This is a genomic window from Nonomuraea sp. NPDC049028 (genome assembly GCF_043197735.1).
Taxonomy (GTDB): domain Bacteria; phylum Actinomycetota; class Actinomycetes; order Streptosporangiales; family Streptosporangiaceae; genus Nonomuraea.
Window position 1 is genome coordinate 445,448 of the sequence record NZ_JBICTR010000011.1, and the last position, 21,936, is coordinate 467,383.

At 71.0% G+C, this 21,936-nt stretch carries 23 protein-coding genes; 6 read left to right on the plus strand and 17 right to left on the minus strand.

The genetic code is table 11. The features are described 5' to 3' along the window. Positions 1 to 35: 35 nt before the first annotated feature. Positions 36 to 350: a co-chaperone GroES gene (gene groES, locus ACGFJ2_RS41045; RefSeq protein ID WP_214633886.1), complete on the minus strand. Its 315-nt coding sequence runs from the start codon at positions 348 to 350 to the stop codon at positions 36 to 38. 399 nt (positions 351 to 749) lie between these two features. On the opposite strand from groES, the gene ACGFJ2_RS41050 reads away from it, so the two are divergent. Both ACGFJ2_RS41050 and ACGFJ2_RS41055 read left to right on the plus strand, forming a co-directional pair. Continuing rightward, positions 750 to 1,961 (plus strand): methyltransferase domain-containing protein, encoded by a 1,212-nt coding sequence (locus ACGFJ2_RS41050; RefSeq protein ID WP_393477784.1) that lies wholly within the window; start codon positions 750 to 752, stop codon positions 1,959 to 1,961. Between the two features lie 191 nt (positions 1,962 to 2,152). Then, positions 2,153 to 3,997 carry a hypothetical protein gene (locus tag ACGFJ2_RS41055; protein WP_393477787.1) on the plus strand — a complete coding sequence of 615 codons (1,845 nt, stop codon included), beginning with the start codon at positions 2,153 to 2,155 and terminating at the stop codon, positions 3,995 to 3,997. A 1-nt stretch (position 3,998) separates the two neighbouring features. Here ACGFJ2_RS41055 and sigJ read toward each other — a convergent pair whose 3' ends face one another. After that, the gene (gene sigJ / locus ACGFJ2_RS41060; RefSeq protein WP_393477789.1) at positions 3,999 to 4,886 is read right to left on the minus strand and encodes an RNA polymerase sigma factor SigJ; all 888 of its coding nucleotides are present in this window, start codon (positions 4,884 to 4,886) and stop codon (positions 3,999 to 4,001) included. A 159-nt stretch (positions 4,887 to 5,045) separates the two neighbouring features. On the opposite strand from sigJ, the gene ACGFJ2_RS41065 reads away from it, so the two are divergent. After that, positions 5,046 to 5,969: an NAD(P)-dependent oxidoreductase gene (locus ACGFJ2_RS41065; protein WP_357948264.1), complete on the plus strand. Its 924-nt coding sequence runs from the start codon at positions 5,046 to 5,048 to the stop codon at positions 5,967 to 5,969. Here the strand turns inward: ACGFJ2_RS41065 and tsaD are convergent. From tsaD to ACGFJ2_RS41130, 13 genes are all read right to left on the minus strand, one after another. Continuing rightward, the gene (gene tsaD / locus ACGFJ2_RS41070; protein ID WP_393477792.1) at positions 5,950 to 6,981 is read right to left on the minus strand and encodes a tRNA (adenosine(37)-N6)-threonylcarbamoyltransferase complex transferase subunit TsaD; all 1,032 of its coding nucleotides are present in this window, start codon (positions 6,979 to 6,981) and stop codon (positions 5,950 to 5,952) included. The genes ACGFJ2_RS41065 and tsaD overlap by 20 nt on opposite strands. Then, complete coding sequence (rimI, locus tag ACGFJ2_RS41075; protein ID WP_393477796.1) at positions 6,974 to 7,441, minus strand: ribosomal protein S18-alanine N-acetyltransferase; 468 nt, start codon at positions 7,439 to 7,441, stop codon at positions 6,974 to 6,976. The genes tsaD and rimI overlap by 8 nt, the downstream gene beginning before the upstream one ends. Beyond that, positions 7,438 to 8,082 carry a tRNA (adenosine(37)-N6)-threonylcarbamoyltransferase complex dimerization subunit type 1 TsaB gene (tsaB, locus tag ACGFJ2_RS41080; protein WP_393477799.1) on the minus strand — a complete coding sequence of 215 codons (645 nt, stop codon included), beginning with the start codon at positions 8,080 to 8,082 and terminating at the stop codon, positions 7,438 to 7,440. Before tsaB ends, rimI begins: the two co-directional genes overlap by 4 nt. Positions 8,083 to 8,149: 67 nt before the next feature. Beyond that, positions 8,150 to 9,079 (minus strand): phosphotransferase, encoded by a 930-nt coding sequence (locus ACGFJ2_RS41085; RefSeq protein WP_393477801.1) that lies wholly within the window; start codon positions 9,077 to 9,079, stop codon positions 8,150 to 8,152. Continuing rightward, complete coding sequence (locus ACGFJ2_RS41090; protein WP_225293872.1) at positions 9,076 to 9,612, minus strand: class F sortase; 537 nt, start codon at positions 9,610 to 9,612, stop codon at positions 9,076 to 9,078. Before ACGFJ2_RS41090 ends, ACGFJ2_RS41085 begins: the two co-directional genes overlap by 4 nt. Positions 9,613 to 9,615: 3 nt before the next feature. Then, positions 9,616 to 10,311, minus strand: coding sequence for a hypothetical protein (locus ACGFJ2_RS41095; protein ID WP_357948251.1), 696 nt, complete (start codon positions 10,309 to 10,311; stop codon positions 9,616 to 9,618). Positions 10,312 to 10,449: 138 nt separating this feature from the next. After that, entirely contained in the window at positions 10,450 to 10,914 is a 465-nt protein-coding gene (gene tsaE / locus ACGFJ2_RS41100) for a tRNA (adenosine(37)-N6)-threonylcarbamoyltransferase complex ATPase subunit type 1 TsaE (protein WP_357948248.1), read from the minus strand. Then, a complete protein-coding gene (locus tag ACGFJ2_RS41105; RefSeq protein ID WP_357948245.1) occupies positions 10,914 to 11,963 on the minus strand; it encodes an alpha/beta hydrolase in 1,050 nt (349 codons plus the stop codon). Before ACGFJ2_RS41105 ends, tsaE begins: the two co-directional genes overlap by 1 nt. Beyond that, the gene (gene alr, locus ACGFJ2_RS41110) at positions 11,960 to 13,090 is read right to left on the minus strand and encodes an alanine racemase (protein WP_357949468.1); all 1,131 of its coding nucleotides are present in this window, start codon (positions 13,088 to 13,090) and stop codon (positions 11,960 to 11,962) included. Before alr ends, ACGFJ2_RS41105 begins: the two co-directional genes overlap by 4 nt. Positions 13,091 to 13,177: 87 nt before the next feature. Further along, the gene (locus ACGFJ2_RS41115; RefSeq protein ID WP_393477806.1) at positions 13,178 to 14,629 is read right to left on the minus strand and encodes an NAD(P)H-hydrate dehydratase; all 1,452 of its coding nucleotides are present in this window, start codon (positions 14,627 to 14,629) and stop codon (positions 13,178 to 13,180) included. 9 nt (positions 14,630 to 14,638) lie between these two features. Further along, the gene (locus ACGFJ2_RS41120) at positions 14,639 to 14,989 is read right to left on the minus strand and encodes a holo-ACP synthase (RefSeq protein ID WP_225293879.1); all 351 of its coding nucleotides are present in this window, start codon (positions 14,987 to 14,989) and stop codon (positions 14,639 to 14,641) included. A 24-nt stretch (positions 14,990 to 15,013) separates the two neighbouring features. Beyond that, positions 15,014 to 15,553 (minus strand): hypothetical protein, encoded by a 540-nt coding sequence (locus ACGFJ2_RS41125; protein WP_357948240.1) that lies wholly within the window; start codon positions 15,551 to 15,553, stop codon positions 15,014 to 15,016. Between the two features lie 108 nt (positions 15,554 to 15,661). Then, a complete protein-coding gene (locus ACGFJ2_RS41130; protein ID WP_358179485.1) occupies positions 15,662 to 17,050 on the minus strand; it encodes a PLP-dependent aminotransferase family protein in 1,389 nt (462 codons plus the stop codon). Between ACGFJ2_RS41130 and ACGFJ2_RS41135 the strand changes: the two genes are divergently transcribed. Then, the gene (locus ACGFJ2_RS41135; protein ID WP_393477810.1) at positions 17,049 to 18,272 is read left to right on the plus strand and encodes an aminotransferase class V-fold PLP-dependent enzyme; all 1,224 of its coding nucleotides are present in this window, start codon (positions 17,049 to 17,051) and stop codon (positions 18,270 to 18,272) included. The genes ACGFJ2_RS41130 and ACGFJ2_RS41135 overlap by 2 nt on opposite strands. Here ACGFJ2_RS41135 and ACGFJ2_RS41140 read toward each other — a convergent pair. Beyond that, a complete protein-coding gene (locus tag ACGFJ2_RS41140) occupies positions 18,269 to 19,687 on the minus strand; it encodes an alkaline phosphatase PhoX (RefSeq protein WP_393477813.1) in 1,419 nt (472 codons plus the stop codon). The two genes, ACGFJ2_RS41135 and ACGFJ2_RS41140, sit on opposite strands and share 4 nt — an antisense overlap. Positions 19,688 to 19,886: 199 nt before the next feature. Here ACGFJ2_RS41140 and coaA point away from each other — a divergent pair, with 199 nt between their 5' ends. Next, positions 19,887 to 20,804: a type I pantothenate kinase gene (gene coaA / locus ACGFJ2_RS41145; RefSeq protein ID WP_357948231.1), complete on the plus strand. Its 918-nt coding sequence runs from the start codon at positions 19,887 to 19,889 to the stop codon at positions 20,802 to 20,804. Here coaA and ACGFJ2_RS41150 read toward each other — a convergent pair. Beyond that, entirely contained in the window at positions 20,776 to 20,913 is a 138-nt protein-coding gene (locus ACGFJ2_RS41150; protein WP_357948228.1) for a hypothetical protein, read from the minus strand. The two genes, coaA and ACGFJ2_RS41150, sit on opposite strands and share 29 nt — an antisense overlap. Before the next feature lie 63 nt (positions 20,914 to 20,976). Here ACGFJ2_RS41150 and ACGFJ2_RS41155 point away from each other — a divergent pair, with 63 nt between their 5' ends. Next, a complete protein-coding gene (locus ACGFJ2_RS41155) occupies positions 20,977 to 21,903 on the plus strand; it encodes a DUF389 domain-containing protein (protein ID WP_393477816.1) in 927 nt (308 codons plus the stop codon). The last annotated feature ends 33 nt before the right edge of the window (positions 21,904 to 21,936 follow it).

Here is a 21,936-nt window from a genome sequence, read left to right on the forward strand (position 1 = left end):
GACGAGACGCGCGCCCGGGGCCCGACGCATCCGGCTTACTTCTCGATGATCGCGAGAACGTCGCGGGCGGAGAGCACGAGGTACTCCTCGCCGCCGTACTTGACCTCAGTGCCGCCGTACTTGCTGTAGAGGACGATGTCGCCCTCAGCGACGTCGAGCGGAATACGCTTGTCGCCGTCCTCATCCCAGTTGCCCGGGCCCACCGCGAGGACCTTGCCCTCTTGCGGCTTCTCCTTGGCGGTGTCAGGAATGACCAGGCCGGAAGCGGTCGTCTGCTCGGCCTCAAGCGGCTGAACCACGATGCGGTCGCCGAGCGGCTTAACGGGAACCTTGGTGGCGGTCGTCACGATCGGACCTCCCCTTCAGATTTGAATGATCTAGAAGAGGCGACCAGCGGGGCCTGCCGTCGCGGGTGTCAGACCTGCCTCGTCGCACGTTGGCACTCTCAAGGGGAGAGTGCCAACAGGAAACATATGCAAGAGGGGCTTGACAGTCAACACGAACGCGTCTGCTCAGAGCGATAAGGCCCAAGAGCTTGCCCAAGGTTGGGGCTAAATGGGGTGACACGCACTGTTGACGCGGGGCGAACGCCTGAGCCCGCACCTCCGCGGACAGCGGACGTTCCAGCCACCGCGCACGGCGGCCGTTCCAGCCGTCCGCCGTACGCGCACGGCGGACGTTCCGGTCCACCACCGTACGCGCACGGCCGCAGGCTGGAGTGCGGCGGGGAGGCGCTAACGTCGGGTGACGTGGATCTCGACGCCTTCACCGAGTTGCTCACCCCGCGCGGGCAGCGCGCACTCGCCGAGGCCGTCGAGGTGGTGGGCGCCGATCCGGTGGCCGCGGCGACGAGGCTGCGCAGGTCGTACGACGCCGGCCTCACTTCGGCCGCGCTCACCCAGGCGGCGCTGCGCGAGCGCGCCAAGGCCAAGTTCGGCGCCGACGCGGCACTCATGTACTTCACTCCGCACGGTCTGGAGCAGGCCACCCGAGCCGAGGTCGGCGCCCACCGGGCCCGCCGCCTGGCCGGAACCGCCGGCGGGACGCGGGTCGTGGACGTCTGCTGCGGCATCGGCGGCGACTTCCTCGCGCTGGCCCGCGCCGGTTGCGTCGTGGACGCCGTGGACCTCGACCCGCTGACCGTCGCCGTCGCCCGGGTCAACGCGGAGGCGCTCGGGCTCGCGGATCGGGTCACCGTACGCCAGGCGGACGCCGCGACGGTCTCTCCGGAGGACTACGACTGGCTGTTCGCCGACCCCGCCCGCCGGACCAGCCGCGGCAGGACGTTCGACCCCATGGCCTACTCGCCGCCGTGGCCGGTCGTGCTCGACCTGGTCGCCAGGGCTCGGCGGGCCTGCTTGAAGGTGGCTCCGGGCATCCCGTACGAGTTCATCCCGGGCGAGGCCGAAGCCGAGTGGGTGTCGTACAAGGGCGAGGTGAAGGAGGCAGCCCTCTGGACCGGCCCCGCCGAAGGGGCGACGCGGGCCGAGGGGCCGACGCGAGGCGAAGGGCCGACGCGGCGGGCGACGTTGCTGCCCGGCGGCGAGACGCTCGTCGCCCGCGGGACCGAGGCGCCGACCGGCCCCGTCGGTCGCTTCGTGTACGAACCCGACGGGGCCGCGATCCGCGCGCACCTCGTCGGGGAGGTCGCCGAGCTGGTCGGCGGCCGCCTCCCCGACCCGATGATCGCCTACATCACCGGCGACGAGCCGTTCGACACCCCATGGGCCGCGCGTTACGCGGTGGAAGAAGTGCTGCCGTTCTCGCTGAAGCGCCTCCGCGCTACTCTCCGCGAGCGGCAAGTCGGAAATGTCGTCATCAAGAAGCGAGCCTCGGCGGTCGACATCGAACGACTCAGAAATGACCTGCGACTTTCGGGTGACAAATCTGCGGTAATCATACTTACCCGCATCATGGATAAGCCTTCCGCCCTGATTTGTCACCCCGCCCCACCTGCATAAATGGCAAACTAGGGCATTATCGGGCCAACCCCGATCTTTTACTTCGCTCCTGACGGACCTTGATCGAGCGGCTAAGGTGAGCACGCGGGAGTCCTCCCCCTTTGGCGATTAGCCGCGTTCTCGTTTCATCTGCAAACCGGACCTATCCCACCGCTGCGCGGCAGACCGTCGGCGAGCGAAGGAGCCTTTCGGTGGATCACGCCAACCACACCACCCTTCTACAGGCAGGCGGCGATTCCGCCATCTCCGAAAGGATGCGGGACCTGCTCGCGCGTGCGTCTCAGGACCACGTCTACGAGCAGCGGACCCAGGGTGCCGTCCTCGACGAGATCCGCCAGCGCCTTGAGGGTATGGAGTGGCTGCTCAGGGAGGTCCGCGAGCGGGAGTTGGGGGGTCTGAGCGGCACGCTCGAAACGGTGAGCGGGCGACTTGACGACATCGCGGCCAAACCGCCGATGTGGGCGGAGGGCCTTGCCCAGCATGTCGAGGCGGTACGCGACCACGTCGACGCCGTCGGCGAGCAGGTGGGCACCGTTGACGCGCATGTGGAGTCGGTTCACCAGCGGGTCGCGCCGGTGGCGGAGTTGCCGGGGCTCTGGGCCGAGGTCGGCACCGTCGGCGACAACGTGGACGAGGTGCTCAAGAAGCTGCAGGCGGTCCTCGACTTCACGGAGGGCATCACCAAGCGGATGAGCGACCTGGGCGTCAGGCTGGGTCACCTCAACACGGGCATGGAGGCCGCCGCCGGCCGCTTCAGCCGCATCGACAAGTCGCTCGCCGAGCTGACCGCCCGTACGGACCGCATCGAAGGCGCGCTGCTGGAGCTGCCCGACAGCTTCGACGGCAAGCTGGCCGCCAACGCCGAGCAGCTCGACGGCAAGCTCACCGCCGCCGCCCACCAGCTCGGCGGCAAGCTCACCGCGGCCACGGACCGGCTCGTCGCCCAGGTGGACGGCACCGAGCAGCGCCTCTCCGTACGCCTGGGCGAGACCGAGGACCTACTGACCGACCTGGACCAGCGGCTCACCGGCCGCCTGGACAGGACCGAGCAGAGCCTGACCACGCACCTCGACCGGGCCGAAAAGGGCCTCACCGCCCGTCTGGGCGAGTCCGAGCAGGGCCTGGCCGACCGCCTCGACGAGGCCGAGCAGGCGCTGACCGCCCGGCTCCACGAAACTGGGCAGACCCTGACCGAACTCCTCGACGACACCCAGCAGAGCGCGGCAAGCCGCCTCGACCAGACCGAGCAGCGCCTGGCGGGCCGCCTCGACGAGAGCGAGCAGCGCGTGGCCGGGCGCCTCGACGGCGTCGACGGCAAGCTCCTCGACGTCCACGGCGCCCTCGACAGCCGGCTCGGCGGCGTCGACGAGCACCTGACCACGGTCAACGGCCATCTGAGCACGGTAAGCGGACATCTGACCACCGTGAACGGCCACCTGTCCCGCCACGACAACCGCTTCGACACGCTCGACGGCCGCGTCGACGGCCACTTCATCCGGCTCGACGAACGCCTGGCCGCCGCCGACCGCCACCTCATCGACTCCGCCACCCGCAACGAGGGCCGCTTCAACCAGCTCGACAACGGCATGGACACGCTCGACGAACGCCTGGGCGAGGTGGAGGAGCGGGTGACCACCCGCTTCGACGGTCTCGGCACCCAGCTCAACGGCGTGGAAACCCACCTGACCGGCCTCGCCCAGCGCGCCGAGCAGGCCGGTGAGCACCTCGAAGCCGTCGACGACCGGATCGAGGCCGTCAATCAGCGCATCGGCCAGCTGCCCGCGACGCTCAGCATCGGCGAGCGGGTGGGCGAGCTCCTCGACTCGCAGACCACCCACCAGGGCGAGCGCCTGGCCGCCGCCGCGGCGGTGCTCACGGAGCTGGTCGCGGCCCGCCCCGACCGCACCGAGCTCACCCAGACGGTGACCGACATCGTCGAGCCCGCCACCACCGACCTCACCAGGCGTCTGGGCGCTCTGGAGGAGACCATGCTCGCCCTCGCCGAAGCCCTCCTCCGCCCCACGAGAAAAGACTGAGCTACCCGTCCGACACAGCCATGGCGCGCGACCCAACGCGAGCAGGTCGACGCACATGTGCAAGCTTGTCCGGGTTGACCAGCGCATACAGCCCGCCCACCCGAGTGCCCGTCTCGTCCGGTTCCACGGTCAGCGCGACCCGGACCTGACCCCCGGCCAGCAGCAGGAACGTCGGCCCAGCCGTCCAGAGGAGGTCCAGGTCCACGTACCTGGGCCCGATGCCCATGAGTACGCGGGACACCCGGTCCGAGCCGTGAATCGGGCGTAGTGAGGCGTGCACGCGGCCACCGCCGTCGTTCCACATGGTGACGTCGGGAGACAGCACCGCCAGGAGGTCGGCGAGGCTGCCGCCCGCCATCGCCGCGACGAAGCGCTCCGCCACCTCGCGCGCCACCCGGGGGTCGGCCGGGTAGCGCGGGCGACGGGAGCGGACGTGTTCGCGGGCCCGGCGGGCGAGCTGGCGCGCCGCCGCCGGTGTGCGGTCGAGGATGCGGGCGATCTCGGCGTGCTCGAACCCGAACGCCTCCCGCAGCACGAACGCCGCCCGTTCCAGAGGCGACAGCGTCTCCAGTACGACCAGCAGGCCCGTGGTGACGTTCTCAGCGGCCGTCACGGGGTAGTCGGCGGTCACCAGTGGCTCGGGCAGCCACGGGCCTGTGTAGTCCTCTCTGGCGGCGCGCAGGCCGCGCAGCCGCTCCAGGGACCGCCGGACGGCGATGCGGATCAGATAGGCCCGCGGATTGCTCACTTGGGCCAGGTCGACACCGGCCCAGCGCAGCCAGGTGTCCTGCACGACGTCCTCGGCGTCGGCCACGCTGCCGAGCATGTCGTAGGCCAGCGTGAACAGCAGGCTCCGGTGCTCTCCGAACACCGCGTCAGCATCGGCCACAGCCCCCTCCAGATCTTTGGGAGACGGTTTCGGCCCACCGTAACGGGCACGTGGACCAGACACGCAGCGGGCACCTGACAGCTCGGCATGTCACATCCGGCACCCCGCCACGCATCCGTTGAATGAGGACCCCACGACGCACAAGGAGACAGAGCAGGCATGAAGGTACTTCTGGCAGGAGCCACCGGCACCATCGGCACCGAGCTGATACCGCAGCTGCTCGCCGCCGGCCACTCGGTGCTCGGCCTCACCCGTTCCGAGCGCGGTGCCGCCAAACTGGCGGAGGCGGGCGCGACCGGCCTGGTCGCGGACATGATGGACCGCGACGCCCTGCTCGCCGCGGTGAAGGGTCACCAGGCCGACGCGGTGATGCACCAGGCCACGGCGATCACCGGCCTGCCGCTGTTCCACCGCCAGCTGTATCCGACGGGCGCGCTGCGCGACCGGGGCACGGCCAACCTGATCGCGGCCGCCAAGGAGGTCGGCGCGCACCGCTTCGTCACGCAGTCGTTCTTCCTCGGGTACGGCTACCGCGACCACGGCCCGGAGCCGGTGACCGAGGACCGGCCGTTCGCCGAGCCCGCCAGAGGCCCCTTTGGCGTGCACATGAGGACGATTCGGGCCAACGAGGAGCAGGTGTTCAACACGCCGGGCATCGACGGCGTCTCCCTGCGCTACGGCCTGTTCTACGGCCCCGAGGTGACGACGCGGAAGATGATGGCCATGGCGCGGCGGCGAATGCTGCCGGAGGTCCACCCGGCCGGCGTCATCTCGCTCGTGCACGTCCATGACGCCGCCTCGGCCGCCGTCGCCGCGCTGGACCGGGGCGGGGCCGGGCGGGCGTACAACATCGCGGACGACGAGCCGGTGAGCTTCGACGCATATGTCCGGGCGCTGGCCGAGGCGGCGAACGCGCCCGCACCGCTACGGGTGCCCGGCTGGCTGCTGCGGCCGACGCCGTACATCCACGCCTTCATGACCGGCGTGCGCATCCGGCTCTCCAGCGACCGCGCGAAGCGGGAACTCGGCTGGATCCCCGCCTACCCCACCTATCGCACGGGACTCAAACGTGAACGGTCGTGATCGGCATCGACGAGTCGGCGGGGATGTCCAGCGTCGACGGGGTGATGGCCGCCGCGACCAGGTCGGAGCCCAGGGCGGCGACCATGGCGCCGTTGTCGGTGCACAGTCCGGGCCGGGGCACGCGCAGGCGTACGCCCGCCGCGTCGCACCGCTCCTGGGCCAGGGCGCGCAGCCTGGAGTTGGCCGCGACACCCCCGCCGATCAGCAGGTCACGCACCTCGTACTTGCGGCAGGCCTGGAGCGCCTTGCGGGTCAGCACGTCGACCACGGCCTCCTGGAAGGAGGCCGCCACGTCGGGTACGTGAATGGACTCACCGGCCGACTCGCGGGCCTCCACCCAGCGCGCCACGGCGGTCTTCAGCCCGGAGAAGGAGAAGTCGAGCGTGCCGTCGTCGATCTTGCCCCGGGGGAAGGCGACGGCCGTGCCCGACCCGGAGGTGGCGGCTTTGTCGATGTGCGGGCCGCCGGGGAACGGCAGGCCGAGCACCCGTGCCACCTTGTCGAACGCCTCCCCGGCCGCGTCGTCGACGGTGGAGCCGAGCGAGATCACGTCTTCGGCCACGTCGGGCACGAGCAGCAGCGACGAGTGGCCGCCCGAGACCAGCAGGGCGATGCACGGTTTGGGCAGCGGGCCGTGTTCGAGCTGGTCGACGGCGACGTGGGCGGCCAGGTGGTTGACGCCGTAGAGGGGCACACCGAGGCCGAGCGAGTAGGACTTGGCCGCGGCGACGCCGACGAGCAGCGCCCCGGCCAGCCCGGGACCGGCCGTGACGGCTATCGCGTCGATGTCGGAGAACTTCAGCCCGGCCTGCGCCAGCGCGGCCTCCACCGTCGGCGTCATCGCCTCCAGGTGGGCCCGCGAGGCGACCTCCGGCACGACGCCGCCGAACCTGGCGTGCTCCTCCATGCTGGAGGCGATCGTGTTGGCCAGCAGCGTGTGGCCCCTGACGATGCCGATGCCGGTCTCGTCGCAGGACGTCTCGATGCCGAGAACCAGGGGTGCGTCAGCCATCCAGCTTCCTTCTCATCATGATCGCGTCGGTGCCGTCGTCGTAGTAGCGGCGGCGCCGGCCGATCACCTCGAACTCGAAGTGCTCGTAGACCCCCCGCGCCTGCGGGTTGTCGGCCCGTACTTCCAGGAAGATCTCCCGCACCGCGCGCCGACCGGCCTCGGCCAGCAGCTCCGCCAGCATGGCGCCGCCGATGCCGGTGCCCTGGTGCGGTTGGACGACCGCGATGGTCTGGACGTCGGCCTGGTCGGCCGCGGCGGCCAGGCCCGCGTAGCCGACGATCTCCCGGTCGACGAGGGCCACCACGTAGTGCCTGGTCCGCGGCTGGTCGGCCAGCTCGCCGCGGAGCATGGCCTCGCTCCACGCGTCGAGCGGGAAGGTGTCGCGCTCGATCGCCATGACCGCCGGCAGATCGGCCTCGGTCATCTGCCGGAGCCGCACGTCCACCTGCCGGGGTTTCACGCCGTCACCCTCTTGGGGGCGCCGGGCACCACCGCGTCGGGCCGCCGCAGGTAGATCGGGCGCGGCGGGCCGAGCTGCTCCCCGGCCGCGATGCGCTCGGCCGCCAGGGCGGCCAGGAAACCGGCATAGGGGTACGGCGGAGCGTCGGATTGCCCCAGGATGTCGGGGTAGAGCCCGGCACCGGCACCCACCACGGGCAGGCCCTCCACCGGCACCTCGGCGGGCCGGTCGACGAACGGCCCGTCGAGCCGGGTGCGCGCGTCGGAGTAGCGGGCCCAGAACACCTCCTTGCGCCGCGCGTCGGTGGCGACCAGGAACGGCTCGGCGAGCCCGCTGCCGTAGGCGACGGCGTCGAGGGTGCAGATGCCGTACGCGGGGACGGCCAGCGTGGTGGCGAGCCCCTGCGCGGTCATCAGCCCGACACGCAGCCCGGTGTAGGGGCCCGGTCCGCTGCCCGCCACGACGGCGGTGACCTCGGACAGGGCGGCACCCGCCTCCCGCAGCACGGTCTCGATGGTGGGGATGAGCAGCTCACCGTGTCGCCGGGCGTCGATCGTCGTCGACTCGGCGAGGACACGCCGCCCGTCGTGGAGCGCGGCCGTGACGGCGGGCGTCGCGGTATCAAAGGCCAGGACCAGCACGACTGTTTAGCCTACCCGCCCGCCGGGTCACGCCCGGCCGGTGCACAGTTTCAGCCGGTCAAGAGAGTCACTCCCAGCCGGTGCGCTGTTTCAGCCAGTCGAGCGACACGACGCCCTGCGCCCGCTGGAACGCCCTGAGCGTGGGCAGGCCGGGTGGCGGCGGCTGCCGGCCCTGCCGTACCAGGTAGCCGGTGAACGCGGCGATCACCGCCGTGGCGGCGGGATCGGGGTCGGGGAAGAGCTCCTCCGGCGCGGGGCCGCCCTGCATGGCGACCGAGGGCAGCATGGCCAGGGAATCGAACCAGGCAGCGCCGACGCAGGCCCACGGCCAGTCGACCACGTAGACGCGTTCCTCGGTGAGCAGCAGGTTGTCGGCCCGGAGGTCGGCGTGGAGCAGCGTGTCGCCGGCGGCGGCCGCGGCCCAGCCGGACTCCAGCTCGGCCAGCGCGCCGAGGTGGCGCAGCGCCCACGGATCGAGACCGGTGGTGTCCTCCCCGAGCAGCCTGCGCCAGCCCCGGAACGCCTTGTCGAACACCTCCGCGACCGGCGGCGCCTCGATCGGCGCGGGTGTGAGCGCGGCCGACATGCGCCGCACGGCCCCCATCACCCGGTCGAGCTCGGCGCGGCGCCAGGGCAGCTCGGGGTGGCGGCCCTCGACGTCCTCGAAGACGAGCACCACCCAGCCCTCGATCTCGAAAGAGGTCAGCAGCCGCGGCGCGGGCACGGACTCGGGAAGTGCGGCGGCGATTCTGCGTTCGGCCTGGTAGAGGCGGACGCTGTCGGGGTTCGGCTCCGGGCCGACGGCCTTGACGAAGACGCGCCGGCCGTTCGCGGCGCGCAGCCGTACGGCCGCCGCGGGCGAGAACCCGCCCGTCTGCGTCACGGCCTCGGTCACAGGGGCGCCGAGGAACTCCTCGACGGCGGCGCGGGCCGCCGGATGCACCTCCGGCCAGGGAACGCGCGTGCCCGACGCGGGCGGATCGGTCTCCTCGCTCACGCTCTGGAAGCGTAGACGATGATGTTGTCGACGTATTCGCCCTTGGCATAGTCGAACTTGCCGCCGCAAGTCACCAGCTTCAGGCCGTCCTCGATGTACACCCGCTTGGCCGGGAAGTGGTCCTTCGACACCTGCTCGACCGAGTCGACCTTGTACTTGACGACCTTGCCGTCACTCCGCTCGACCTTGACGATCTCGCCCTTGCGTACCTGCCTGAGCTTGAAGAACACCGCCGGGGCCGTCTTGGTGTCGACGTGGCCGATGATGACCGAGGCGCCTTTGTCGCCGGGCACCGCGCTGCCGGTGTACCAGCCGGCCATCTTGGGCTTCTCGTACGGCGGCAGCTCGACCTCGCCGTCCTTGCTCAGGCCGAGCTTCATCAGCGGCGCCTCGACCTCGATCGACGGAATGTCGATGCTCTCGGGCACGACGGAGCCGGCCGACTTGGTGGTGGCCTGATAGGACCTGCCGAACGCGACCAGCACCAGGCCGGTGACGGCGCCCGCGATGACCACCCGTCCAGGGCGGGCCATCGGCTAGCCCCGGACGCGGCGCTTGATCAGCAGCCCGGCCGCCGCCAGCACGGCCGCACCGACCAGTACGCCGCCGACCGGCATCCCCGAACCCTCGTCCACGTCCTTGCCGAAGGTGCCGCCGCCGCCCGCTCTGGGCGCCTTCGTGGGCGCCTTGGTGGAGCTGTCGTCGGAGGTGTCAGCGGTCGCGCTGACGACGCGCAGGGTGGCCTTGCCGGTGTCGTTGGTGCCGTCGCACTTGACCTCGACCGGGTAGGTGCCGCGCTTGACCGTGCCCGACACCTGCGCCTCGCCGCGTACCCACGGGTTGCCGGCCGCGGTGCCGGTCGGGGCGGGCGTGGCCGTCGAGGACGTCGGCGCGGTGGTCAGCGACACGCCGTTGATGAACGCCTTGGACGTGGCGGTGCCGGTGTGCGCGGGGCCGCCGCTGGGGACGGGGCAATTGGCTAAGATCCACACCTTCGAGGTCTCACCCGCGGTGACCTTGGCGGGGCTGAGCTCGACCAGGATGGGCTTCCTGCTCACGGTGGCGGTCGGCGTGGCGCTGACCGAGCCGGTGGCCGAGGCCGAGGGTGTGGGAGTCGCTGAGGTCTGCGCGGAGGCCGAGCAGCCGACCGCACCGATCATGACGATGGCTCCCGCGTACGCGACTCGCCTGACCCTGAGCACCGCCGCACCCCACTCCGCGCCGTCCTGCACCAAGCATCCACCAAAAAAGTGGACGCCGCCCCTCCTGATACCCAGAATTTCTGGGCGAATCCCTTACCAATGATCATGTTTTCTATCGATGGTGAGGTACGTCAAGGGTGGCAGCTTTGCCGGAAGACAGGGCGGATTTTACTTTTCCGCAGGTTCGGACGGCGTGTCGGCCCATCGCGCCCCGACGCCGCGCAGCGTCACCAGGCGGGCGTCGTCCCCGCTCTCGCGGTCGATGTGGATCTCCAGGCGGTCGTCGGACAGCCCCTCGACCAGTCCCTCGCCCCACTCCACGACCGTCACCGACTCCTCCAGCGAGGCGTCGAGGTCGAGGTCGTCGACCTCCAGGTCACCGCCCAGCCGGTAGGCGTCGGCGTGGACGAGCGGCGGCCCCTGGCGCAGCGACGGGTGCACTCTGGCGATCACGAACGTGGGCGAGGTGATCGGGCCGCGTACCTTGAGCCCTTCGGCGATGCCCTGCACGAGCGTGGTCTTGCCCGCGCCGAGCGGGCCGGACAGGATCAGCAGGTCGCCCGCCCGGAGGCCGGCGGCCAGCCGGGCGCCGTAGGCGCGCATGTCCTCGGCGGTCGGAAGCCGTTCGGCCACTACAACTCCACTCGCTTGATCAGGTCGCGCAGCGCGTCGTTGACCACGCCCGGGCGCTCCAGCTGGATCAGGTGCGAGGTGTCGGGCACCTCGGTGAGCTGGGCGTTGGGCAGCGCGGCGGCGATCGCCTTGCTGTGCTCGGGCGGGGTGAGCCAGTCCTTGTCGCCGACCAGGATCGCGGTCGGGACCGGGTCGAGCACGTCGAGGGCGGCCAGTTTGTCGTGGTTCATCAGCGCGGGGTAGAAGTTGGCGAACACCTCGGTCGGCGTCGCCCTGATCATCGTCTCGGCGAAGTCGACCAGGGTGGGGCTGACGTTCTTGGAGTCGCCGAAGCCCATGTAGCGGGTCATCAGGAACGCGATGTCGCTGCCCGCGCTGCGGGTCTTGTCGACGAACGAGCCCCGCCGGCCCAGCAGCGAGATCGTCGACGGGGCGACCTTGTGCACGGCCTTGGACAGCAGCGCCGGCAGGCCCAGCGTGAGCTCGGCCAGCTTGCCCGCCGAGGTGGCGATGAGGGACACCGCGCGGATCTTGTCACCGAACAGCTCAGGATGGCGGTCGGCCAGCGCCATGATCGTCATGCCGCCCATGGAGTGGCCGACCAGCACGCACGGGCCGGGCACGAAGCGTTCGATCACCTCGGCCAGGTCGTCGCCCAGCCGGTCGATCGTGCAGTCCTCGGCGGTGGCGCGCTGCGAGCGGCCGTGTGAGCGCTGGTCCCACAGCACCATGCGGTGGTTGTCGCGCAGGTCGCGGCGCTGGTAGTGCCACGACTCCAGGCTGAGGCAGTAGCCGTGGCAGAACACGATGGTCAGCGGCGCGTCCTCGGGCCCGTCGATCTCGACGTGCAGCGCCGTGTTGTCGGAGGTGACCAGCGTGAGGTCCCTGCCGCGCAGCTCGCCGAACGGCTCGCTCGCCTCGGCGTCGGGGCGCAGCCTCATACGGCCCACCGCGTAGCGCTTGGCCAGCGCCGCCGCCGCCACACCGGCCGAAGCGGCACCGACGATGGCGCCGGCGATCCCGACCTTCCGCCGTGTTGTCGTCGTCATGTCCCTGATCCCCTATACACCCGCGGCACCCGCGAACCGATCCTGGTCACGATCTCATGCGTTATCGTGCCGAGGTTATCCGCCCACTCCTGAGCGGTCGGCTCACCCCTCCCACCAGGCCCGAACAGGACGACCTCGTCCCCCGCGGCGAGCGGCTCGTCACCCATGTCGATCATGAACTGGTCCATGCACACCCGGCCGGCTATCGCCCTTCGGCGACCTCCCGCCAGAACCTCTGCCCGCCCCGTCGCGTGCCGGAGGATCCCGTCGGCGTACCCGAGCGGCACCAGCCCAAGCGTCGTCTCGGAACTCGTGACATAAAGGTGCCCATAGGACACTCCCGAGCCCTCCGGCACCCGCTTGGCCAGAGCGATCCGCGCCACGAGCGTCATCGCCGGTCGCAGCCCGAAGTCGCCCAGCTCGGGAACCGGGCTGAGCCCGTACATGGCGATGCCGGGCCGGACCATGTCGTAGTGGGTGCGCGGCAGCGTCAGGATCGCGGCGGAGTTGGCCAGGTGCCTGATGACGTGAGACCCGGCGGCGCCGGCCTGCTCCGCCTGCTTGAGCGCCGCCTCGTACGCCTCGATCTGCCGGTCGATCGAGCCATGCCCCGGCACGTCCGCGCAGGCGAAGTGGGACCACAGGCCGACGATCTCGATCGCGCCCTCGGCCTGGAGGGCGAGCGCCCTGGCCAGCAGTTCCGGCCAGGCGGCGAGCGGGGCGCCGCCCCTGCTCATGCCGGTGTCGGCCTCCAGGTGCGTCTTGGCGGTACGCCCGGTGCGCCGCGCCGCGGCGGCGATCTCGTCGAGCACCGGCGCGTCGGCCGCCGACAGCTCGATCTCGGCTTCGAGCGCCTCGTCCAGCGGCTCTCCGGGGGTGATGATCCACGCCAGCAGTGGCGCGGTGATGCCACCGGCGCGCAGCGCGAGCGCCTCACGGATGAAGGCGGTGCCGAGCCTGCTCGCGCCACCCTCCAGCACGGCCTCGGAGGTCGGTACGAGCCCGTGCCCGTAGGCGTCGGCCTTGACGGCTCCCAGCACTTCGGCGCCGCCCGCGCGCTCCTTGAGCAGCGCCACGTTGTGCCTGATCGCGGCCAGATCGACCCGCGCCTCCGCGGGCGTCGCCATCGGGGATGTCATCCCTCCAGTCTGGCAGCTCGCTCACGTGGTCGAGCGCGAATCGCCCCTGCTGAGGTCGGCCGGGCGGACTCCGGCTCACTTGGAAGAGTCGCGCAACGCACGGATCGCCACCGGAACCGCCGAGGCCACGTCCGCGGCCGTCAGGGGTGCGTCCTCGGCCGCGATCCGGCCGGCCAGCCCGTGCAAGTAGGCCCCGCACGAGCCCGCGTCGAAGCAGTCGAGCCCCTGGGCGAGCAGCGCGCCGGCCACCCCGGACAGCACATCCCCCGTGCCGCCGGTGGCCAGCCAGGCCGTGCCGGTCGGGTTGACCCGTACCGGCCGGCCCTGCTCGGCCACGACCGTGGTCGAGCCCTTGAGCAGGACGGTCACGCCCAGCTCCGCCGCCGCCTGGCGGGCGTACCGGAGCCGGCCCGCCTCGATCGCCTCGCGGTCCACCTCCAGCAGCCGCGACAGCTCGCCCGCGTGCGGCGTGATCAGCACCGGGGCGGTACGCCGGAGCAGCGCCCGGTCACGGGCGACCAGCGTCAGGGCGTCGGCGTCGATCAGGACGGGCACGTCACTGGCCAGCACCCTGGCGGCCAGTTCGTGCGCCCAGTCGCCGGTGCCGAGACCGGGCCCCAGCACCCATGCCTGCACCCGGCCGACCTCGTCGATCGACGGCTCGCTCAGCTCGGTGATGACCGCTTCGGGCCAGTGGGTGCGTACCTGGGCCACCGGCTCGCTCGGCCCCACGTAACGCACCATCCCCGCGCCCGCGCGCAGCGCGCCGCCCACGGCGAGCACGGCGGCGCCCGTGTAGCGGTCGCTGCCCGCCGCGACGCCCAGAACGCCCCTGCGGTATTTGTCGGACTCGCCCATCGGCTGCTTCAACCGGCCGTCGACGTCGCGGTGGGTGAACGCCACGACGTCGGGGTCGGGCAGGTAGGGGCCGAGCCCGATGTCGATCAGCTCGATCTCGCCCACGTTGCCCGCGCCCGGATCGATGAGCAGCCCGGTCTTGGGCGCGCCCATGGTCACGGTCACCTGCGCCGCGATGGCCGCCCCGTCCACCTGACCCGTGCTCGCGTCGACGCCGCTGGGCACGTCCACCGCGACGACCAGGCCGGGCGCGGCGTTGGCCGCCTCGGCCAGCCCCGCGTACGGCTCCCGCAACGCCCCGGTCGCCCCGATCCCCACCAGCCCGTCGACGATCAGCTCGGCCCGGTCGACGGCGTCGGGCCCGGCGATCGTGCCACCCGCCCGGCGGAACGCCTCCAGTCCCGCCTCATGGGTCTTGGAGCCCGCCAGGACGGCCTCGACCCGGGCGCCACGCCCGGCCAGGCGGGCCCCGGCGTACAGGGCGTCGCCGCCGTTGTCGCCGCTGCCGATGAGCAGCAGCACGCGCGTGCCGTACACCTTGCCGAGGAGGCCGGCGCAGACGGCGGCGAGCCCGGTGGCGGCGCGGTCCATGAGCGTGCCGTCGGGCAGCCGCGCCATCAGCGCGCGCTCGGCGGTCCTGATCTGGTCGGCGGTGTAGGCGGTACGCATGATCTGAAGCTATCCCTCCGCGATCACGTAGGCCATCGCCACACCGGCGTCATGGCTGAGCGAGATGTGCCAGCGCTTGACGCCCAGGCCGTAGGCGACCTCGGCGGCCTTGCCGGTGACGCGCAGCTCGGGCTTGCCGCTCTCGTCGCAGCGCACCTCGGCCTCCAGGTGCCCGAGCCCCTTCGGCGCGCCGAGCGCCTTGGCGACGGCCTCCTTGGCGGCGAACCTGGCCGCCAGCGAGTGTACGGCGAGCGGCCGTTCGACCTCGGTGAACAGCCGCTCGCGCAGCCCCGGCGTGCGTTCCAGCGCCGACTCGAACCGCGCGATGTCGACCACGTCCACGCCGATGCCCAGGATCATCCCCTCAGGTTAACCGGCGCGTGCCTACAGCCAGCTGGCCCGCACGCTGTCGGTCGGCCCCTCACCGGGCGCCCTGCCGAGCTCACCCTTCGCCACCCTGGTGAGCAGGCGGCTGACGCTCTCGACGATCTCGGGGACGCACAGGCGCAGTTCGGCCACGTCCGCGGCGATCGACTCGTCGCGTTCCACCCCCGCCCTTTCCAGCACGGCGTCCAGGTCCGCCAGCTTGCCCGCCAGCCATTGAAGGGGATCGCTCGACAGCTCCCTGTCAAAGACGCGCGGGCCCGGGTCCCATCCGGTGAAGGCCGGATGGTGGTGGGTGCGGTCGAAGCTGCCGGGGCTGCCGTCGACCGATTCCAGCAGGTCGACGCGCCAGATGGGCCGGTCGAGGTTGATGGGCCGCGCCGAATAGATGGAGCCCTTCAGCTGCCCTGGTTCGAGCATCCGCACTTCGAGGCGGACGCCGTGCTCGGCGCCCTCCTGGCCCTTCATCGGATTGGGGTCGACGAAGTAGAGATCGCTCACGGCTACGCCGATCCGCTCGAAGCCGAAGATGTAGAGCACGAGGAGCCCTCCTGTCGCGAGTGTCCTTTCGGAGTATGAATAACCTCCTGTCCGCCTTCAATCAGCGGGGTCTCCGATGCGCGCCGGCCGCCGTACGCGGGGTCGGTCTCAGACGCGGGCCAGCCGCCGTACGCCCTCGACCAGCTCGGCGGCGTCCGCCGTCTCGGCGAACCCGAGGCGCAGCCACGCGGCGGGCACCTCGGTGGCGAAGTAGCGGCTGCCCGCGCTGACCGCGACCCCGAGCTGCCGGGCGGCGCCGGCCACCGCCGTGTCGCTCAGCCCGTCGGGCAGCCGCGCCCACAGGTGCAGCCCGCCGGCCGGCTGCCGCGCTACGCTCCAGCCGGGCAGCTCGCGCGCGAGGGCGGCGGCCAGTTCCGCGCGCCGCTCGCGCAGGGCCGTGGCCAGCGTACGGAGGTGCCGTTCCCAGGACGGCGAGCTGACCAGCTCCAGCGCGGCCTCCTGAAGCGGGCGGGAGATGAAGAGGTCGTCGACCAGGCGGACGGCCCGCAGCCGCGCCATCACCGGACCGCGCGCCACCAGCGCCCCGATGCGCAGGCTCGGCGCGGCCGGTTTGGTGAGCGAGGTCAGGTACACGACGGTGCCGTCACGGTCGTCGGCCACCAGCGGCGGCGGCACGGGCCCGCCGTGGCCCAGGTACCGGGCGAAGTCGTCCTCGATCACGAACGCCCCCGCCGCCCTGGCCACCTCGACGACCTGGCGGCGGCGCTCGGGCGTCAGCACCGCGCCGGTCGGATTGTGGTGGACCGGCTGGCAGTACAGCACCCGCGCGCGGGTCAGCTCGAACGCCTCGGCCAGCAGGTCCGGCCGCAGCCCGTCGGCGTCCATGGGCACCGGCACCGGGCTGAGCCCGGCCGCGCGGGCGGCGGCCATGGCGCCGGGATAGGTGGGCGACTCCACCAGGACCGGGTTGCCGGGTCCCGCGATGGCCCGGAACGCCATCGACAGCGAGCTCTGCCCGCCCGCGGTGATCAGTACGTCCTCCGGTGTGACACCGCCGCCGGCCATGGTGGCGAACACGGCGCGCAGCGGTGACAGGCCGATCGCGGGCGCCCGGTCCCAGGCATCGGGCCGACGGGCCGCGCGGCCCAGCGCCGCGGCCATGGCCCGCGTCGGCTGCAGCGACCGATGCAGGTAGCCGCCATCCAGGGTGATCGTCCCGGCGGGCGGCGGGCCGAGCGCGTCGGTCAGCGAGCGGGTGTCCACGGCCCGGTCGGTGAGCGCGACCGTCTGCCAGGCGGTGTCGGCGACCTCGGTGCCCGCCCTGGCACGCGGCGCCACGAACGTGCCGCTGCCCGGACGGGTGATCACCGCGCCCTCGGCGGCCAGGGCGGCGATGGCCTGCGACACGGTGACGGGGCCCACCCGGTAGCGCTGGACCAGGTCGCGGCTGCTGGGCAGGCGGTCGCCCGGCGCCATGCCGGACAGCAGGGCACGCAGCCGCGCTGCCAGTTCCGCCGAACTGCTACTATCCGACATGAGACTTGATAATAGCGCTTTCGCCCCCGACTCGGGATCGCTACTCGACGTCGAGAGCCTGCGGGCCGACACCCCCGGGTGCGAGCGGGTCGTGCACTTCAACAACGCCGGATGCGGGCTGCTGGCCGCTCCGGTGCTGGCCACGATGCTCGACCACCTGCGACTGGAAGCCCAGATCGGCGGCTATGAGGCGTCGGCGGCCCGTGCCGTCCAGGTCCGCGAGTTCTACTCAGAGCTCGCCGCCCTGATCAACTGTGCTCCTCGAAACATCGCGTTCGCCGGTAGCGCCACCCATGCCTTCGCCACCGCTCTGTCCTCGATCCCGTTCGAGGCCGGCGACGTCATCCTGACCACGCGCAACGACTTCATCTCCAACCAGATCGCGTTCCTGTCCCTGCGCAAGCGCTTCGGTGTGCGCGTCGTGCACGCGCCGGACGCGCCGGAGGGCGGCGTGGACGTGGCGGCGATGGCCGCGCTCATGCGGGAGCACCGGCCCCGGCTGGTGAGCGCCACCCACATCCCCACCAACTCCGGGCTGGTCCAGCCGGTCGCCGAGATCGGCCGCCACTGCCGCGAGCTGGACCTGCTGTACATGGTCGACGCGTGCCAGTCGGTCGGCCAGTACCCCATCGACGTGGCCGCGATCGGCTGCGACCTGCTCACCGCCACCTGCCGGAAGTTCCTGCGCGGCCCGCGTGGCTCCGGCTTCCTCTACGTGTCGGACCGGGTGCTGAAGGCGGGGTACGAGCCGCTGTTCATCGACATGCGCGGCGCCCGCTGGACCGGGCCGGACCGCTACCAGCCCGCCGAGTCCGCCGCGCGGTTCGAGGAGTGGGAGTTCCCGTACGCGACCGTGCTGGGCTGCGCGGCCGCCGCCCGCTACGCCCGCGAGGTCGGCGTCGAGGCCATCGCGCGCCGCTCGCCCGCGCTGGCCGCCCGGCTGCGCGTCCTGCTAGCGGCCGTTCCAGGGGTACGCGTCCTCGAAAAGGGCCCCGAGCTGGGCGCCATCGCCACCTTCACCATCGAGGGGTGGCGGCCGGAGCCGTTCAAGGCGGCCATGGACGCCAAGGGGATCAACTCGGCGCTCAGCTTCCGGGAGTTCGCCCAGTTCGACTTCGGCGACAAGGACGTCGACTGGTGCCTGCGCCTGTCACCGCACTACTACAACACCGACGCGGAGGTGGACCAGGTGGCCGAGGCGGTCGCGGAGCTGGCGGGCTAGAACGAGCCCCGCTGCCAGGGTCCCCAGATGGCGAACGAGGTGCCCTCTTTGGACTGGACGTTGACGTACAAGGTGTGACCGCCGGGGCCGAAGGTGGAGCCCGCGAACTCCGCGCCAGGGTCGCCTGCCACCGGCTCCAGGCGGCAGAAGTCGAAGATCTGGCCCTGCTTGGTGAGGCCGCGCAGGAAGTTGTCGCCGTCGCCGTCCTCGCAGAGCACCAGCGTGCCGCGGGTGCTGGCCGTCACGTTGTCGGGCAGGTCCAGCACCGACGAGCGCGGCGACTCGTACACCAGCCGGAGCCGCCCGGTCCACGTCTCGTACGCCCACACCTGCCCGCGCCCCTTGCCGAACCCGGACGGCGGCGTGTCACCCTCGGCGGTGGCGCCGCCCTGGGTGGAGCAGAAGTACACGGTGCCCTGGTGGTAGATGGCCCCTTCGAGCCGGGAGAAGATCGCCGCGCCCTCGGCCCGCCCCTGCTTGCCGACGGCCTGGACGGCCTCGTCGTTCGACGGCTTGCCGGTGAAGGTGGGGTCGGGGTCGTCGATGGTCACCCATACCGTGTTGTACGTCGCGCCGGGCCGCTGCCCCTTGGACAGGTCCTTGCGCGGCGAGCCCTTGATCGCGAGCATCTGCAGCCGGCCGCCGTCGAGCAGCCGCCCGGCCTTGAGCGGATGCTTCGGCGGCGTGTAGCGGTAGAAGCCGGAGGCGAAGGAGAAGCAGTCCTCGGTCAGGTAGAGCGTCCCCGCCTGCGGGTCGAACGCGGCCGACTCGTGCGCGAACCGCCCGGCGGCCTTGATCGGCTTGGCGTTGGAGGTGCCCGACACCGGCACCTCGAAGATGTAGCCGTGCTTGCGGGTCAGCTTGCCGTTGTCGCCGCCGGAGAAGTCGTTGGCCACGTCGGGGCCGTTGACGGTCTCCTCGCAGCTCACCCAGGCGTTCCAGGGCATCGGGCCGCCGGAGCAGTTCATCATGGTGCCGTTGAGCGACGGGGCGCTCTTGAGCACCTCGCCGTAGCGGGTGACGTGGAGGGTCGAGGTGCCGCCGCCGGCCGCGGGGTCGTAGGCCTTGTCCTTGTCGCCGAAGGCGCCGACCGCTCCGCTGACCTCGTGGTTGCGCACCAGGATCGCGGTGTCGCGCGGCCCCCGGAACGCGCCCATCCCGTCGTGCCTGCCCGGCACGATGGAGCCGTCGGAGTATTTGCTGCCCGCCGGACTGAAGGAGCGGTATTTGAACCCGTCGGGCAGGTGCAGCCTGACCTTGCCGTCACGCGCGTCGCGCACCGCCTTCAGCGGCCCGTAGCCGGTCGCCCGTGTGACCCCGCCCCTGGCGCCCGCGCAGGCCACTCCGGCGAACGGCCCGGTGATGCCGGCCGCGGCGGCCAGCCCTGCTCTGGTCAGAAAGCGACGACGGTCCACAAGCCCTCCCGAAGCTCAGGTCTCCGAACAGTAGCCGCTGACAAATCGCCGCATGCCCGGTTTGGTGAGATCCCCAGGCGCGGTCCACCGCCTTACCCCAAACTGGTCCTAAGTAATCCCATGTATTTATCCACAGGCTGTGGATAGAGAGTGCCACCCGGTCGAGAGCGCGTTTGTCGGCCGTCGATACGCTGCCAAGGTGAACAACGGCTACGTTGAACTGAGCAGGGAGCAGTGGAGCGAACTCCGCAAGAACACGCCCTTGACTCTCACCGAGGAAGAGCTGGAAGAGCTGCGTGGCGTCGACGACCCCATCGACCTCACCGAGGTCACCGACATCTACCTCCCCCTGACCCGGCTGCTGAACCTCCACTTCACCGGGTCCAAACAACGCAGTAGCGTGCTGAGCGCTTTTCTCGGGCATCCCGGGCAGCACGTGCCGTACATCCTGGGCATCGCGGGCAGTGTCGCGGTCGGGAAATCGACGACGGCGCGGCTGCTGCACACACTGCTGGCCCGCTGGCCCGAGCATCCGCACGTGGAGCTGCTCACCACCGACAGCTTCCTCTATCCCAACGCGGTGCTGGAGTCCAAGGGGATCATGCATCGCAAGGGCTTCCCCGAGAGCTACGACCGCAGGGCGCTGGTCAGGTTCGTCGCCGAGGTCAAGGCCGGGCTGCCCGAGGTGCAGGCCCCGGTCTACAGCCACCTCGAATACGACATCATCCCCGGCGCCAAACAAATAGTGAAAAATCCGGATATCTTGATCATTGAGGGGTTGAACGTGCTGCAGCCCGCTCCACCCACATCCCTGGCGGTCAACGACTACTTCGACTTCTCGATCTACGTCGACGCCAAGGTGGAAGACATCCGGGCCTGGTACGTCGACCGCTTCCACAAGCTCCGCCGCACCGCCTTCGAGGACCCCAAGTCCTACTTCAAGTACATCGCCGACCTCTCCTACGAGGAGGCGACGGAGTTCGCGGTCAACGTCTGGCGCGACATCAACGAGCGCAACCTGATCGAGAACATCGCCCCCACCCGTGGCCGCGCCGGCCTGGTCATGCAGAAGGGCGCCGACCACTCCGTCAGGCGGGTACGGCTTCGCCGTACCTGAACGCCTCCTCGAACAGGTAGGTCGCGAACCTGCCCGCGCACCCCTGATCGTCTATGTCGGCGAACCAGCAGTCCTCGCCGTCCTCGTGACACCTGAACGTCTGCCTCATGTGAGAGACCCTCGCGTACGGTAGTCAACGGCCCATCAACATCCAATGGACAAGAATGACCCAGTGCTACATCTGCGATTGATCACCCCGTCCACCCGTACGGAGGAGGTGACGGCCGTGCTCGACGAGTGCACGGGCGTCACCAACGTCGCCGTGCTGCCCGGCGCGGCCCGCGAGCCGAAGGGCGATCTGATCCTCTGCGACGTCGCGCGCGAAGCGGCCAACGAGGTGATCGACCGGCTCAAGTGGGTGCAGGACGAGGGGTCGATCGCCGTCGAGCAGGTGCATCTGGCCCTGTCCAAGGTCGCCGCGGACGCCGTCGAGGAGGCTCCCGGCGACCCCGACGACGCGGTCATCTGGGCGGAGCTCGCCCAGAGGGTGCAGGCCGAGTCGCGCATCACGTGGGCGTACCTGGCGTTCCTCGCGATCGCCACGCAGCTCGCGGGCATCGGCGTCCTGCAGAACTCGCCCATCCTGATCGTCGGCGCGATGGTGCTCGGACCCGAGTTCGGCGCCATCGCGGCCATCTGCTTCGGCCTGCTCCGCGGCCGGAGCCGACTGATCATCACCTCGCTCAAGACCCTGGTCGTCGGGTTCGCGGTGGCGATCGCGATCACGTTCGCCTGCGCGCTGGTCTCGCGCTGGATGGGCTGGATCGACCTGAGCAACCTGCGCGTGAACCAGGAGGTCCAGTTCATCGTCAAGCCCGACCGCTGGTCGTTCATCGTGGCGCTGCTGGCGGGCGCCGCCGGGGTGCTGTCGATCACGGCGGGCAAGTCGTCGGCCCTGATCGGCGTCTTCATCTCGGTCACCACGGTCCCCGCCGCCGGTTACGTGGCCGTGGCGCTGGCGCTCAGCGATTGGGGCGAGGTCGGCGGATCGGTCGCGCAACTCGCGCTGAACATCGCCGGCATGATCATCTCGGGCACCGTCACCTTGGCCATCCAGCGGAAATTCTGGCCTCAAGTAGGACATCGTTCATCCGTGTGAACGAGGCCACACCCCATACCCGGCCGGTAGGGT